Source organism: Paenibacillus sp. RU5M (genome assembly GCF_900221055.1).
Taxonomy (GTDB): Bacteria; Bacillota; Bacilli; order Paenibacillales; family Paenibacillaceae; genus Paenibacillus; species Paenibacillus marchantiae.
Genome location: NZ_OBQM01000004.1, coordinates 1 through 15,725, shown reverse-complemented (window position 1 = coordinate 15,725; position 15,725 = coordinate 1). Strand labels below are relative to the sequence as shown.

Annotated in this window: 14 protein-coding genes; 7 read left to right on the top strand and 7 right to left on the bottom strand. The window is 47.2% G+C overall.

From position 1 onward, the window contains the following. Window positions 1–176: 176 nt before the first annotated feature. Genes CRO25_RS14025 through CRO25_RS14015 form a run of 3 tightly spaced genes read left to right on the top strand, consistent with a single transcriptional unit; the run spans window position 177 to window position 4,018 of the window. The gene (locus CRO25_RS14025) at window positions 177–995 is read left to right on the top strand and encodes a polyphosphate polymerase domain-containing protein (RefSeq protein ID WP_063567760.1); all 819 of its coding nucleotides are present in this window, start codon (window positions 177–179) and stop codon (window positions 993–995) included. Beyond that, entirely contained in the window at window positions 988–1,671 is a 684-nt protein-coding gene (locus CRO25_RS14020) for a DUF4956 domain-containing protein (RefSeq protein WP_063567759.1), read from the top strand. The genes CRO25_RS14025 and CRO25_RS14020 overlap by 8 nt, the downstream gene beginning before the upstream one ends. A gap of 22 nt (window positions 1,672–1,693) precedes the next feature. After that, window positions 1,694–4,018, top strand: coding sequence for a carbohydrate-binding domain-containing protein (locus tag CRO25_RS14015; RefSeq protein ID WP_079695418.1), 2,325 nt, complete (start codon window positions 1,694–1,696; stop codon window positions 4,016–4,018). Window positions 4,019–4,244: 226 nt separating this feature from the next. Here CRO25_RS14015 and CRO25_RS14010 read toward each other — a convergent pair whose 3' ends face one another. Together CRO25_RS14010 and CRO25_RS14005 are read right to left on the bottom strand one after the other, a co-directional pair. Further along, entirely contained in the window at window positions 4,245–4,823 is a 579-nt protein-coding gene (locus CRO25_RS14010) for a class I SAM-dependent methyltransferase (protein WP_079695417.1), read from the bottom strand. Window positions 4,824–4,978: 155 nt separating this feature from the next. Then, window positions 4,979–5,650, bottom strand: a complete 672-nt coding sequence (locus tag CRO25_RS14005; protein WP_079695416.1) for an FHA domain-containing protein — start codon at window positions 5,648–5,650, stop codon at window positions 4,979–4,981. A 223-nt stretch (window positions 5,651–5,873) separates the two neighbouring features. Between CRO25_RS14005 and CRO25_RS33360 the strand changes: the two genes are divergently transcribed. Beyond that, window positions 5,874–6,029, top strand: coding sequence for a hypothetical protein (locus CRO25_RS33360; protein WP_176854514.1), 156 nt, complete (start codon window positions 5,874–5,876; stop codon window positions 6,027–6,029). A 415-nt stretch (window positions 6,030–6,444) separates the two neighbouring features. Here the strand turns inward: CRO25_RS33360 and CRO25_RS14000 are convergent, their stop codons facing one another. Both CRO25_RS14000 and CRO25_RS13995 read right to left on the bottom strand, forming a co-directional pair. Next, complete coding sequence (locus CRO25_RS14000; protein ID WP_079695415.1) at window positions 6,445–9,012, bottom strand: DUF2339 domain-containing protein; 2,568 nt, start codon at window positions 9,010–9,012, stop codon at window positions 6,445–6,447. 250 nt (window positions 9,013–9,262) lie between these two features. Beyond that, a complete protein-coding gene (locus CRO25_RS13995) occupies window positions 9,263–10,297 on the bottom strand; it encodes an LCP family protein (protein ID WP_306291809.1) in 1,035 nt (344 codons plus the stop codon). A gap of 110 nt (window positions 10,298–10,407) precedes the next feature. Here CRO25_RS13995 and CRO25_RS13990 point away from each other — a divergent pair, with 110 nt between their 5' ends. Continuing rightward, a complete protein-coding gene (locus CRO25_RS13990) occupies window positions 10,408–11,382 on the top strand; it encodes an aldo/keto reductase (protein WP_079695413.1) in 975 nt (324 codons plus the stop codon). 95 nt (window positions 11,383–11,477) lie between these two features. Here the strand turns inward: CRO25_RS13990 and CRO25_RS13985 are convergent, their stop codons facing one another. From CRO25_RS13985 to CRO25_RS13975, 3 genes are all read right to left on the bottom strand, one after another. After that, on the bottom strand, window positions 11,478–11,957 hold the full coding sequence (locus tag CRO25_RS13985) for a MarR family winged helix-turn-helix transcriptional regulator (protein WP_079695412.1): 480 nt from the start codon (window positions 11,955–11,957) through the stop codon (window positions 11,478–11,480). An 80-nt stretch (window positions 11,958–12,037) separates the two neighbouring features. Next, complete coding sequence (locus CRO25_RS13980) at window positions 12,038–12,715, bottom strand: TIGR00266 family protein (protein ID WP_063567751.1); 678 nt, start codon at window positions 12,713–12,715, stop codon at window positions 12,038–12,040. Next, window positions 12,712–13,107, bottom strand: coding sequence for a helix-turn-helix domain-containing protein (locus CRO25_RS13975; RefSeq protein WP_063567750.1), 396 nt, complete (start codon window positions 13,105–13,107; stop codon window positions 12,712–12,714). The genes CRO25_RS13980 and CRO25_RS13975 overlap by 4 nt, the downstream gene beginning before the upstream one ends. A 163-nt stretch (window positions 13,108–13,270) precedes the next feature. Between CRO25_RS13975 and CRO25_RS13970 the strand changes: the two genes are divergently transcribed. After that, window positions 13,271–14,470 (top strand): MFS transporter, encoded by a 1,200-nt coding sequence (locus tag CRO25_RS13970; protein ID WP_079695411.1) that lies wholly within the window; start codon window positions 13,271–13,273, stop codon window positions 14,468–14,470. Between the two features lie 208 nt (window positions 14,471–14,678). Then, window positions 14,679–15,524 (top strand): aldo/keto reductase, encoded by an 846-nt coding sequence (locus CRO25_RS13965; protein WP_079695410.1) that lies wholly within the window; start codon window positions 14,679–14,681, stop codon window positions 15,522–15,524. Window positions 15,525–15,725 lie beyond the last annotated feature (201 nt).

Genomic DNA, 15,725 nt, shown 5'->3' with positions numbered 1-15,725 from the left:
CTTGAATCAATCTTAATTTCAGTTTTTTCGCGAACTATTAAAGGAAGGTAAAAAAAGATCAACGGAATGTAAAATCATTTAAGATTCATTCAAGGTTGGCGCTCTAAGATACAGACATGGAAGCAATACACGATGCAACAAAACATACAAAACATGGATGAAAGGACTGAACCCCAATGGCAATTGAAGTATTCAACCGATATGAGAGCAAGTATCTCCTGACAGATGAGCAATACGAGAACTTCTACACCGATCTGCTGAAGTATATGGAGCTGGACGCCTTTAACAAGAAACACGAGTTTTACTCCATCAGCAATCTGTACTTCGACACTCCGCAGGACTCCCTGATCCGCGCAAGTCTCTCTAAACCTAAATACAAGGAGAAGCTGAGACTGCGGGCATACGGAGTTCCTGAAGAGAATGCGAAGGTATATCTGGAGATCAAAAAGAAAGTATTTGGCCTGGTGAACAAACGCCGAACTGCCCTGAAGCTGGATGAAGCCTACGAATTCGTTCGGACAGGCAAAGCGCCTGATCTCGCCGATTACATGAACAAACAGGTTGTCGAAGAGATCAAGTATTTCCTCCGGCTGTACGATCTGGAACCAAAAGTATATCTGGCGTATGAACGCAAGGCACTGTTCGACAAGAACAGCCGCGATCTCCGCATCACCTTTGATACCAACATCCGCAGTCGTAGATACGATCTGAAGCTGGAGCAGGGAGATTATGGTGAGCCGCTGGTGAAAGACGGACGCTGGCTGATGGAAGTCAAAGCCGAGAAAACCGTTCCGATGTGGCTCTCCCAACTGTTATCCGAACACGGTCTTTACCGCACCGGATTCTCGAAATACGGCAATGAGTACAGACATCTGGCCAGAACAACCAACCTGAACTACCAGACTGAACGAGAATTGCTGCCGGGTACCGATTTCAACCCATCCATAGAACAAGAAAAAACAATCACAGAAAGAGAGCGTGTCCTGTATGCTTGATTCCATCTTTAGTTCGGCACTAACCGATACAACTCTGACCTTCAGCAATGCCATTGTTACCATCGGCCTTGCCATCATTATGGGGGCCATTATCAGCCTGACATACATGAAGACCAATCAAAGCACCTACTCCCAGAGCTTTACGCTAACCATGGTTGTTTTGCCAGTCATCGTAGCCATTATCATTCTTCTGATCGGCAGCAACATTGCCCGTGCATTCAGCCTCGCCGGTGCCTTCTCCATCATCCGATTCAGAAGTGCGCCTGGTGACCCGAAAGATATTGCTTATGTTTTGTTCACCATGGCTTCCGGTCTTGCCTGCGGTGTAGGCGCATTCGGTTATGCCGTAATGTTCACCATCATCCTGTGTGTACTGATGTTTGTCCTGAGCCGCTTCAACTTCGGAGCGAAGAAAAGCCAGCAAAAAACGTTGAAAGTGACTATTCCCGAGAATCTGAGTTACGAAGAAGCACTGGACGAAGTATTCCACAAATTCAATGTCGTACATGAGCTCAAAAAAATCAGAACAACCGAACTTGGCAGTCTGTACGAGCTGGTCTACAACGTCACCATTCATGAAAGTGTCAATCAAAAAGAATTCCTCGACATGATCCGTACCCGAAACGGTAATCTGGATATCTCGTTAACGATGAGTCCAACAGCCACTGAATATTAAAATTCGAAGGGAACGATATAATATGAAAAAGAAAATCATAACTGGCAGCAAACTGTGGTCCGTCGCGATGATTACTGCAATGGTTACGGCTTGCAGCGCTCCGGCAGCAACCAACAGCACTGCAAACGCCGCAGTGTCAACGACAGGGACAACCAAAACCGTATCCGTCAGTGAACAAACCTCGGTGAAGTATGCCGATCTGGTCACAATGGATGCAGACGATACCAATGTTAGCTGGAGTGCAACAGATTCCACAACGATTAAGCTGAACGGGACGACCGCTTCCATCACAGGATCGGGTGCAAAAGCAGCAAACGGATCAGTAACCATCTCCGCAGCGGGTACCTATGTACTTAGCGGTAAGCTTACCGATGGACAGATTGTAGTTAATGTTGCTGATAAGGGCACCGTACATCTCGTATTAAACGGGGCAACAATCAATGATAACGACAGTGCAGCCATCTATATCCAGAAAGCGGGCAAAGCTATCATTACGCTGGAGGAAGGAACCGAGAATGCTGTCTCCGATGGCAAGACATACGTATACGCCGACGCTACAACGGATGAGCCGGATGCAGCCATCTTCAGCAAGGCAGACCTGACGTTCAATGGTACAGGCAAGCTGACGGTTACAGGCAACTACAATGAAGGTATTACGAGCAAGGATGATCTGAAAATCGTCAGTGGCACAATTAACGTCAAATCTGCGGATGATGGCATCAAAGGTAAAGATATGGTGGCCATTCAAGCCGGTATCATTACCATTGATTCAGAAGGTGACGGCATTAAATCCACAAACGATACGGATACGACTAAAGGCTTCGTTGCCATTGCTGGAGGTACATTCAACATCCAGAGCGGCAGCGACGGCATTCAAGCGGAAACCGCATTGGTTACGGATGGCGGCACATTTAACATCGTAACCGGAGGCGGCAGTGCCAATGCACCAGAAAAAGTAGAAGAAGGACCATTTGGCGGCGGTGGCGGCGGATGGGGTGGCGGTACACCTCCAACCGATATGGGTACACCACCGGATGGTGAACCACCTGCTGATATGCCGAGCAATAATGGCACGAACGCAACAGGCGCAGCTCCATCCAGCTCTACAAATGCCAAAGCACCTGCTGATTCCAATGCGGATGCAGACACAAGCACAACAACAGAAGAAGAAACGACGAGTGCCAAAGCACTTAAAGCTGGAGTTGACCTCACCGTCAATGGCGGTACGTATACGATTGATTCCATGGATGATTCCCTACACAGTAACAACAATGTAATTGTCAATAACGGCAAGTTCAGCATTGAATCCGGTGATGACGGGATTCATGCAGATCAGGCGCTTACCATTAACGGCGGAACGATCACCATTGCCAAGAGCTACGAAGGCCTTGAAGGTGCAATCATCACCCTGAACGATGGGAATGTGGATGTGACTGCATCAGATGATGGCGTGAATGCTTCGGGTGACATAACTGCAACTGACGCTGATGCTGATGCCGATGCTGCAACCACTGCAGATGACAGTACTAAAGCAGCCGATACCGATACAACTGCAGTCTCCAACACTTCTGTTACAGAGACGACTGGCACAACATCAACTACGGATCAGTCCAATCAAAGTACAGACGCGAATAGCAATGCTCGCCCACAAGGCGGTGGGCCAGGTGGTATGCCGGGTGAATCCGCCAGCAACAGTGAGCTTCATATCAACGGCGGTTCCCTCACCGTAAATGCAGGCGGCGATGGACTGGATTCGAATGGCTCCATCTATATGACAGACGGAACGGTCATTGTGAACGGTCCAACGGATAATGGCAACGGTCCACTCGACTATGATGGTACATTCGAGATGAGTGGTGGATATTTGGTCGCTGCCGGCAGTTCCGGCATGGCACAAGGTACATCCGATACATCAACTCAAAATACAATCGTGATGACATACCCTGAAACACAAAAAGCAGGCACACTCGTTCATGTGCAAGACAGTGAAGGCAATAACATCCTGACCTTTGCTCCAGCGAAAGATTATCAATCTGTTGTGGTTAGTTCCCCTGATCTGAAGAAGGATGGATCTTACGTGATTTACTCCGGCGGAACATCGACGGGCAAAGCAGTGGATGGACTCTATACAGACGGAACGTATAGTGGTGGGACCAAAGTGGTTGCCTTCCAATCCACAAGCAATGTAACTTGGGTGAATGAATCTGGTGTTACAACTGCCAATACAGGTATGGGTCCAGGTGGAGGCGGTGGCCAAGGTGGATTCGGCGGCGGAAGAAACAGACCGCAATCGGGTACAACAACCGATACTACAGGTACAACGGGCACTACGGATACCGCGAAGTAAGTTATGATTCAGGTCATAAAAGCCAACAAATAAATGATTAAAAACAAGGGATGTCCCATACGTCATGAATATGACGGAGGACATCCCTTGTTTTTGCTATTTTGTTCTAAAGAAGCTCGTACAAGCTATCCGCTCCCATTGGATGAAGGAATAACGTTGCTGATGTTCATTAAATGCTGCATTCCTTGATTATTCACCTTTTAAGATGCGGTAGGTTTGTTAGTGCTCAAAACGTATATACATACACCTTGGTACGCAACGTGTCCCGGCATGTGATTGTCCGTAGCGGTACCTTGCCTGGCAATGCAAAACAGACGCTAATTACCTTTGCTCCCGGAGGCAGCTCCCGATTGAACTTGTCGACGAGTCGATTCATTGCTCCAGGAAACAAATAACAGATGACGCAATCTGCGTGTTCATATGAACTAGTATAGATGTTGCCACGGATGAATCGCAGCCGTCCCTCCAGAGAATGGCGCTTTCCCTTTGCTCGCCGTAAGCGGACACTTAGAAAAGCAATCAGTTGGGAGGCCCATAAGGGAACAATTGAATTTTCAATACCCGTTAGCCGTTTGCCTGGACAATGCCTCACTACGTCCAGTGCGAGCGTTCCCCAGCCGGAGCCTGCTTCAATCACGTCACCGTAACCGGGAATATGGTTGACCTCTTGAATGACTGTCTGCCTGACGATGCTGGATGTGGGCATCGGTGAGATTCCATTTTTCCAACTGACCAGCACGATGGATACTACCGATATAAGTGTCACCACAGCAATCAGCCATGGTATAAATTGAAATATGAACATAACCTCAACCCTTTGGATTTTAATTAAGAGGTGGCATTTGCACTTTCATCATAACAAAAGAAGCTTCCCCAGGTCTAAAAAACCTGACAGAAGCTTCCTTCTTGTTATTCTATTTTGGCTTTACCTCATTCCATCCCACTGCTCATTCCACGCATTCAGTCCGGCACATGGGACTTCATGTATACACCCTTTTTGTACACCGATTTGATTGTAAAATGTACGCCCAGCTTGCGATTCGTCCGGTATATCAGCGAGTTAATCTCGTCAATGCCTACCGGCTCACTCTCCAGCATGCTTCGCTCCGGCCACACTTGGCCGACAATCTGCTCCCGTGTCACAAAGTGATCCAACTGGCTGTACAATAGCTTGAACAGTTGGTACTCTTTCTTGGACAGTGGAATCTCCACTTCTCCAATCTGCACCGTTTGCAGGTGATCCTGTAAACGCACGCCCTCGCCCAGCAGCTCAGATAGCCGATATTCTCTCGTTTCTTCGAGATCCCCTTCTACGCGGAGCTGAATCAAGCCGTTGACCAGGGTCAGGCTGTCTCCTTCGGCAAACGGGTATTTCTCATAAGGAACGAGGCGCTGCCCGTTCAATTCCGTTCCATTTTTGCTATCCAGATCCTCAATCCAAAGTTGCTGCTGCACATCATAATGAATGCGGCAATGCCGCTTCGATATCAACTGATTGTAGACAGACAAGTCCAGTTCATCTCCACCCGTATAACGCCCCACTGTAATAGAACGCCCCTGGCTGACATAAGCGAACGAACCGTCACTTTCCTGCCCTGGCGTACGAATGACGATTTTTGCCGTCTCCCGCATGTTATTCTCCCACCTTCAAATATCACTCTATCTCTATGAGCGCTTTCGTTCATAAATAATGATAAATTCATCAGATTTGTTCCATTGTTTGCATCCATAATAATTTATATAGTGTATACAGGCATCGTTATATGCTTTTCTCTACTATACCAGACGTTGTGCCTTTTTTCTCATAACAGTCGTATCCATGCCCTAGCCCAATCAACAAGAGAGGTCCCTCATCATGAACAAAAAAAACATTTTCATATATGTGCTGCTCGCCTTCACCCTATCCATTACATTAACGGTGCTCTCCCGCATCAATGATGATCGCGGAGAATCACTGAAAGGCATAACCACAACCGAAACTTCATGGTTGCAACTGAATACCCAGCCGTAAGTATACTCTATTATAACGTGATCAACAGAAAAAACGTTTCACGAATGTCATCTTATGCTGGGTCATGCTATTCTGAATGAGGTTCAGATCATAATCCGTTCATCAGAATAAGGCCCCTGGACGCTAAAAACCAGCGCTCAAGAGCCTCATTTTAATGCATATTTATGATATGGATACCAATCAGTTCATCCGATAATGACTTATGTCAAAAGCGATGTTGCAACGGCATCCCCCGCCCTCAGCGCCGCTTTTTTCTGATACCAAGTTTCCTCCACCCATACACAATAAGAGCTACAGAGCCAGCAATCCATAATAATTGCCATAACATGATACTCAGATCAAATCCCATGTTGTATCCCTCCCCCCAAAGATTGTGAATGCTGTATCGACTATCCTAAAATTGGTTTTTTTCATCCTACGGCAGATCGGATTCATTAGACTGTTCTATCTCTCTAGCCTGAATTTCCTCCATCCGGCTCGACACCTTCTGATACAGATAAGAAATGCCAAGCAGCAGTACGCCAAAGCTGAAATAGGCAATGATCTTGCTACCGGATGTAAGTAGTCCCACATCATAGAAGACCATTTTCCCTGTGGAAAACAACGTCAGGCCCAGACCGAGGCGCCGAATCATTACATATTTTCTTCGGAACCCGTAGGCGATATACAGGATCGCAAGCAGCAGATAGATTAGGCTGAACATCAGCCCTACATCTCCCCAATGGAACTGGACCGTCAAGAACACGGTGATGACACCCAGCAGATAGAACCCTGCGATCACCGGATACCATTCAACGCTCTTGAACTGCCCGCGGATTGCCGTGATCAGCAGATCCCTTCCTGCAAAGAACACGCCCACATTAAAGATAATTAATACGAGTAAACCTACGACTTCAGCCGCTGTGTGCTGCTGAACATCCGGCTGAAGTGCCGGCATGGATAACGTTACTGCCAGTGCAATACAACAGCCCATCGCATGCAGGAAGAAGATATAACCCTGCACGATCCGATCACGCAAAAGCCTCACTTTACCCAATCCATAGGCCATGGCAATGGTCAGCGCAGCGAACAACAGCCATTTGTAGAACAGGTATAACAGGAATGAGTCATCAACTGCTTTCATATACAATTCATTCGATTCATACAGCACATATAACCACAGATTGGCGAGTGTGATGTACTTGAATGCATTCAAAAAGCCAAGCTCTGTCTGGCTATAATGATATTTCTCTCCGGATAGGGAGGCGTTGCGATCCAAGGCGTAATAGAGCGTAATAAGCAGCGCACCCAGCGTGATGCAGGAGTATTTTAGCATGAAATAGGATTGCTCCCCCATGATGAACAGCACCAGCACGTCGTAGTACACAAAGGTGAACATGCACAGAAGCACGATTCCCCATCCAGCACGTTCCACCAACTTGAACCGCTTCAGATGTCCGAGCGTAACCAACAGAATTCCTTCGATCAGCCAGCCCATAGACAGCCACTTCGCACCAAACTGGAACGGTATAATCAGAATGGCAAAGGTCAGTGAAGTCACGTAGAACAATAGAAGGGTCTGCTTTTCCTGAGGCATCCTCTGCTGGATAAAACGGGCGAGCCCGAAATAGACCAGAGCAAAAATCAGAGCAAGCAAACCTTGTGCGTCATTCCAGCCCGCTGCATCGAACAATACATATAACATCAGGCAACTGATGCTCGTATTCATGGCGAGCAGTGCAAAGTCCCACCAGGTTAACTTCACCCGATGTTTAAACGGATACGCCAGTGTAATGCCGAGATATAATGCAAATGTCACAATGGAATACACCATGCCGATCTTCTCACTTGGTGAGAGCCATAACAGGATGAGCATGGACGGTGTGTTGAACAGAAAACTGATATAGTGCACGATTGGCCACCGTTTGCCAAATGAAATCCATACAATAATTCCGTTCAGGAGCAACAGATAAATCATGGCCACATAAACAGCCGAGCCTTGAAGGCCGAAATAGGCCACATAGGAGATTAACGGCAGATATCCTCCAACCAGACCAAGTGAGCAGATCGTCCTGGACTGATACCTTAACGAAAGTAGAACGGATAACGCCGAAACCAGCACCGACAAGGCAAGTCCCGTATATAACCCGATGATATGCAATAGAAAATAGCTGTAGAAAATGGAGCCAAACAGAACCGATATCCCGCCGCCCAGCAGCCCCATCGCGAACGTTTGTCTTTTACGCCGGAACAGCCATTCTCCCCCGGCAAGCATAAGCGCACCAAGCAGGAAGAACGCTACCCCTTTCACCTCATCGCTGAACCAGGTCTTGTAGGAGTACTGAAAGGCTGCACCAACGCCAAGAATGATCAGCAGGATGGCGACCTTGTTGATCCAGCTCAGGCCAATCTTCATCTCCATCCGATTCTGGCGAATGCGCCGCTGAATGGTCTCTTCGCTTAAGCCTTCTTCTGCCATATGCTCATATCCTTGTTGCATCTGTCCGCGCAGCGCCTCTTCCCTCTCCCACAGGGTCTGCCTATGCAATGCAATACGTTCCTGCACCTCAGCAGCCAGATGAGCAATTCTTTCCTTCATCTCATTGGCGTCACCCTGAAGTTCCTCTGAAGCTCGGTTGAATATGGCATTCAAATTCACTTTGGCGCGGTGCTCATGCGCCACGAGCCGATCATTATGTACACTCGTCTTTCCCCGAAAGTAGGTCTCCATCTTCTCCTGGGATACACGAATGAGATTCATTTTCTCATCCAGCATCTGTTCGGATAGAGCCATGCGAAGACGGGCATTCTCCTCTTCCATTTTCCGTGTGCGTAATTCAAGCTGTTGCAGCTTGAGTTGGTGCGCTTCATATTGCGTTCGCAGTTGTTCGTTCTGCACGATCAGGTCATCGGATTGATAGTCCTGAAGCAGAGCATTATATTCCTTTACCAGCTGCTTCTGCTGCTCCTGAACCTGGTGAAGCCGATCCTTGAACTCTTTCATGAGCTTCCTCCGTTGGTTGATGTTGAATTCATTCCCTATATTTTACTATATGTATGCCATAAAATGGGGTTTAAGGAATAGAATCATTCAACCGTTCTCTGCGGATCGGAAGTCGTTATGGGATTTATATCAAATGCTTACATAACAAAAAGCCCGGGAAGCATCAGCTCCCAGGACTCTCATTCATTGATATAGTCATTCTACACACGTATACAATTTCTGGTCATCTTACTGAGCCTCGGATACTTGCTTACGCCGGATCTTTCGTATCCGGCGTCTCCGGCTCCATAATTTCAGTGGCATCCGGGTCCAGCCAGTTGGCAAGCAGGGTCCGCACATATTGCAGATCACTCTCTGACAAATCATAGTACCATGTGCCGCTACGCGTTGCGCCCTCACCCTTCAGCATGTAATTGCTGATTGTTGGCGTGCTGTCTTTCATATATAGAGACTCGGCAAATTTCATGATGAAATCCGAGTTCATGTTGGTTGTAAAATTCGATCCAGCGATTTGGATAACGTCCGGGATCTTGGTCAGGTTTTTGACCTCAAGCGCACGATTCATGAAGGCACTTAGAAAAAGACGGTGCCGCATCGTCCGATTGAAATCGGAATCTTCCCGGTAACGCACATAGCCCAGCGCTTCTTCGCCGCTGTAGATCGGTTTGTTCGCTTCAACAAACAGCTTCTCATGGATTTTCAATTTGTTCTCAATATTTTTCTTGATCGGCAATTCAACACCGCCAACCGCATCAACAATATCCTTGAGTCCGTTAAAATTAATCGCGGCATAGAAATCGACTTTGTTTTCCAACAAATGCTCTACGGTATCCATCGCCATCTTGGCTTCACCATGTGCATAGGCTGAATTAATCTTCGACTTCACATCCCGGCCGATAATATCGGTGTAGGAGTCACGCGGAATTGACAGCAGCAACACTTTATTTTCTTCCGGACGAACAACAGAATAGATCATGGTATCCGAACGGCTTGGTTCGTTATCCCGTTGGTCAATTCCTAGCAACAACAGCGAGAATGGATCGGTATGTTCTACAACGGGTGCGTCCTTATCGCCAACAGGCTTGAAGGATTCATCGAGCGTTTCCTTTACGGTTTCCGAAGCAAACAGGTTAAACGCAAACACAACGAGTTGCTTTTGATAGATAAATCCGAGCCCCCCCAGCACAATCAAAGTACTCAGGATGATAATCAAAGGTTTCTTCCATCTCTTCTTCGGTTTCTTCGGCTTCCGTCTGGTTAAATGTGCAGCACTGTTCTCCATCATATCTCCTTTAATAACGGTCTTAGAATCATTTAACTATATTAATAACACGTTTTCAATAGATTACGTTATAATCTGCTATACAAGAAATGACACAGAAGGAGTGATGAACGATGGAATATCGACGTTTGGGGAATAGCGGTCTGCGCGTTTCCGCACTTGGACTCGGCACCAATGCCTTTGGTAAACGGGCGGACGACCCGACTTCAATCCGCATTATTCATACGGCACTGGATCAGGGAATCAATTTTATCGATACCGCCAACATCTACGCCGGAACGGAATCAGAGCGGATTATCGGACAGGCCCTGGCAGGTAGACGGGAAAACGCTGTGCTTGCTACCAAAGCCGGACTTCCCCGGCATGAGGGTCCCAATGGGCGCGGTTCCTCCCGCTATCATTTGCAGCAGGAGCTTGAACATAGCCTGCGGCGTCTGCAAACGGACTATGTGGATCTGTATCAGATCCATACCTTTGATCCGCACACACCGCTGGATGAGACGCTGCGCACATTGGACGATATGGTCACTTCCGGCAAAGTCCGCTATATCGGAGCTTCCAACTATGCAGCCTGGGAGCTGATGAAAGCCCTTGGTACCAGCGAGTTGAAAGGATACGTACGTTATATCTCGGCCCAAACCAGCTACTCTCTGGCTGATCGCACACCTGAGCTTGAACTTGTACCGATGTGTCTTGATCAAGGCGTAGGTATCATTCCATATTTCCCGCTGGCTGGTGGCATTCTGACAGGCAAATACAACGGTGAAGCGGGCGTGCCTTCCGGTTCCAGAGCGGATACCGATCCAGCCTTCAATCGTTTCCTGCTGGAACACAATATTAAATTAGGTGAGCAGGTCAGCGAAAAGGCATCGGCGTATGGCTGCTCTCCAAGTGTCCTGTCGCTTGCATGGCTGCTGGCACGCCCTGCTGTTTCGACGGTTATCGTTGGGGCAACGAGCACGGAACAGCTGGAGCATAATCTGGCTAGCCTGGACATGAAACTGACCGATGATATAATCTCGCAGCTCGATCAACTCAGCGACTCTTTCCGTCATGGTAAGCCATTTGCGACTTATCGAATTAATTGAACCAATACAAAAAACCTCCCGGCTAAAAAGTCTGGGAGGTACAACTTCACTACACTCTGTAGTCTAATAAAGCATAGAAAAAATCTTTCTATGAATTAAACATCTGTTTTATGTTGGATAAATTCCTGCATGATTTCCATGTATTCATCCTTACGATCACTTAACACATCAAAGAACACCTTGTCCGCGGCTTCAACAAGATGAATACCTTCAAGCGCCAAGCGAGTTCCTTCCGGCGTTGTTGTAATAATATTCGCACGGGTATCGGTAAGATGACGCTTGCGAGTTATTAACTCTCTCTTTTCAAGAGCACGGAGCACTTGAGAAGTAACGTTAACATCCACATTGGCAAATTGCGCAAGCTGGACCTGAGTTACCCCCTTGCCCACTGTATCGCGTTCATTGAGCCACACACAGGCATGCAATAATACAAATTGGGGTTGTGTTAATTCCAGAGGCTCGAGCACCCTGCGTATTTCCTTTTGCCACATCGTAGTAACCTGCCATAGCAGATACCCCGGACTTTCCTGAGCATTTTTATACCGTGAGCTTTCCATCTCATATACCTCCATCATTACACCTTGAGCTTCATCCTATCTTATAACGATTGTCGGAACGCATGCGTTTCAACGTTGTACATTTTCAGCGGAAAACATTAGCGTGAAGGAATAAATTGCTTGACCCATTGACCAAATCCATGCGGATTACGGCTCTGGATCAGGACTGTACCTTCACCTCGAAATCGGCATACCAATCCTTCTCCACTGGTCACGCTAGATAACCAACCTTGTGAAGCTTTCTCAATGCGATAATTCATATAATTGGGCCATGCGACCAAGTGGGCATTATCCACGATCACTTCTTCACCCGCAGCCAGATTAATCGCATGGATTGCACCATAGGATGATAGGAACACTGTTCCTCGCCCACTGATCTCTATAATAAAGAAACCCTCTCCTGAGAAGAGACCTTTCTTCAAGTTTTGCATTTTGGTATTCACCTGGATGCCTTCCGTTCCGGCCAGAAAACCATCTTTCTGTACGTAGAGCGAATAGGAGCCATCCAGTTCAATCGCCTCCACATCCCCCATGCTGGAGGGTGACAACAGAATTTCCGCAGATCCCCCTGCAGCCGTTAATTCCTGAAAAAAGAATTTCTCGCCGCTGATCATCCGTCCGAATCCGGCAAACATACCGCCTTCAGCAGATCCCTTCAAGTCAACGGTTGGTGTCATGGATACCATGGCCCCGCTTTCTGCCTTGAACCGTTCTCCCCGTTGCAATTGCACCTTAAGCATCGCAAATGCACCATCATATAGAATTTCATAGTTCACGGCTTCATCAGCTCCTTATTGTCCGTGTTAAAATCATTTAACCCATTATCCTCTAACACTGAGAATTTGTCTCCGTATTCCTTAATAATGTGCTGATCTCCCCAGTTACAAAGGGCATTCAGAATCGGTTCCAAACTTCGGCCATATTCACTCAGTTCATACTCCACCTTGGGAGGTACCTGATTATACACAATGCGGTTCACAATCCCGTCATCTTCAAGCTCCCTCAGCTGCTGTGTTAACATTTTCTGCGTAATTGCGGGCATAATACGTTTGAGATCACTAGTGCGTTTCTTCCCGTGTGTCAGATGGCAGAGGATAACGCATTTCCACTTGCCACCGATGACTTCAAGTGTCGCTTCAACTGAAATATTATACTTCTTTCTGATCATGCTGAATGTCCTCCCGGAAATTGTTATTCATAAAAGCAATTGCTATATAGGCACTAAAAAGTACGTAGGGTACTAAAAAGTACGTACTATTCATTTTATGTCGAATAACTCATAATAGCATTTGCCGGTACGTAAATCTACATTCTGGGGAGTTGAACAAGACATGTTACATGATTCAAAACGCAGTACCTGGGCACTGCTGGCGCTGGCAATCAGTGCGTTTGCCATCGGCACCACTGAATTTATCAGCGTTGGTCTGCTGCCCCTTATTGCAGATGACCTGGGCATTTCCGTAACGACAGCGGGACTGACCGTTACTTTATATGCATTAGGCGTAACCTTCGGGGCACCGATTCTGACCTCATTGACGTCAACGGTGTCACGCAAGACGCTGCTGCTTGCCATTATGGTTGTTTTCATCGCCGGTAACACCATGGCGGCGCTCTCGAGTGGAATTACCATGCTGCTCATTGCGCGAATTGTCTCCGCCTTGGCACACGGAGTATTCATGTCCATTGGTTCCACCATTGCGGCAGACCTGGTTCCTGCAAACCGACGGGCGAGCGCTATTGCCATCATGTTCTCTGGTTTGACCATTGCTACAGTAACTGGTGTACCCCTGGGTACACTCATCGGTCAAAACTGGGGCTGGCGCGCAGCTTTCATTCTTATCGTTGTCGTAGGTGTTGTGGCCTTTATCGGCAACATGCTTCTCGTGCCATCCACGTTGCAACGCGGAACGCGAACTGCCTTCCGAGAACAACTGAAGCTGGTAACAGGCGGACGGTTGCTGCTGGCTTTTGCCATTACCGCCGTGGGATATGGGGGAACGTTTGTGGTATTCACTTATCTGTCCCCACTATTGCATGATATCAGCGGGTATTCCGAGAAAACGGTCGCGGGAATTCTGCTGCTGTACGGGATCGCCATTGCTATCGGCAATATTATCGGGGGGAAAGCCGCCAACCGCAATCCGCTCCGAGCACTCTTCTATATGTTTATCATCCAGACCGTCATTCTGGGCATACTGTATTTCACAGTTCCATTTAAGCTGGCAGCGTTACTCACGATACTCAGCATGGGTCTGCTTGCCTTCATGAATGTGCCAGGGCTTCAGACGTACGTCGTGACGCTCGCAGAACGTTATGCTCCACAAGCCAAAGACGTCGCCTCCGCCTTCAACATCGCAGCCTTTAACGCAGGTATCGCAATTGGTGCATATTTGGGCGGTGTAATCACAGATTCCATCGGTCTGATTCATACCACATGGGTTGGTGCAATTATGGTTCTGGCTGCTGTTCTTCTGACTGGTTGGGCAAGAGCGCTTGATCGTAAAGATCCCTATTCCCCATCAGAGTCTTAAGACAGGTTAGGAGGTTCGGTCAGATATCAGCCTAAACACGCGTCTTTCCTAGGTTGAAGCTGCAACTCGGAACCGGTTTCGCCTTTATTTTAATCTAGTATAATACGTTAATTCGAATTTAATCTACTATGACTTAATGAAGGAAACTAGAATTTATTGTTTAACATCGTTACTATCATTTTGATTCATAATATGAGGAGGACTTCACATGACAGCACAACATTTACAATCCACAGTAGCTTTAAATAACGGCGTTCATATGCCTTGGTTCGGACTGGGCGTATTTAAGGTAGAAGAAGGAGCTGAATTAATCGAGGCCGTTAAACAAGCCATTGCTCACGGTTACCGCAGTATTGATACAGCTGCTATATACGGCAACGAATCCGGTGTAGGCCAAGCGATTGCCGAGGCATTGAGAGAGAATAATCTGAAACGTGAAGAATTGTTCATTACGTCCAAAGTGTGGAACGCAGACCTCGGATATGATGAGACGCTTGCGGCATATGAGACAACGCTGAACAAACTTGGACTGGAATACCTGGACCTGTATCTAATTCACTGGCCAAAAGCAGGGAAATACAAAGGCGCATGGAAAGCGATGGAGCAGCTGTACAAAGCAGGCCGCATTAAAGCTATTGGCGTCAGCAACTTCCAGATTCATCATCTTGAAGATCTGTTGCAGGATGCTGAAGTGAAGCCAGCAATTAATCAGGTAGAGTACCACCCTCGTCTGACTCAAGCTCCACTTAAAGCATTCTGTGAGAAAAACGGAATTCAATTGGAAGCTTGGTCGCCGCTGATGCAGGGTCAACTTCTGGACAATTCGGTTCTGACCGAAATTGCCACTGCAAAAGGTAAATCTGTAGCACAAGTCATCCTGCGCTGGGACTTGCAAAACGGTGTCATCACCATTCCCAAGTCTACCAAGGAAAAACGTATCGTCGAGAACTCTTCCATCTTCGACTTTGAATTGTCCAATGATGAGATGGAGCGTATTAGCGCTCTGAACGAAGATGTTCGCGTTGGACCCGACCCGGACAACTTTGATTTCTAATTGAAGATTCAAATTATGTCGGAATATATTTCTTCTAGATAAACTAAGTAGGGCAAAGCCTTGTTGGAGCCTGCTTTGACATACCATAGCCAAAAACCACCGGATCATGAAGTGACCCCGTAAAGTTAGACACATTATATCTTTAAGCAACTTGTTGGGCATGAATCCGGTACCGTACCGGACTCATGCCTTTTAGTTTTG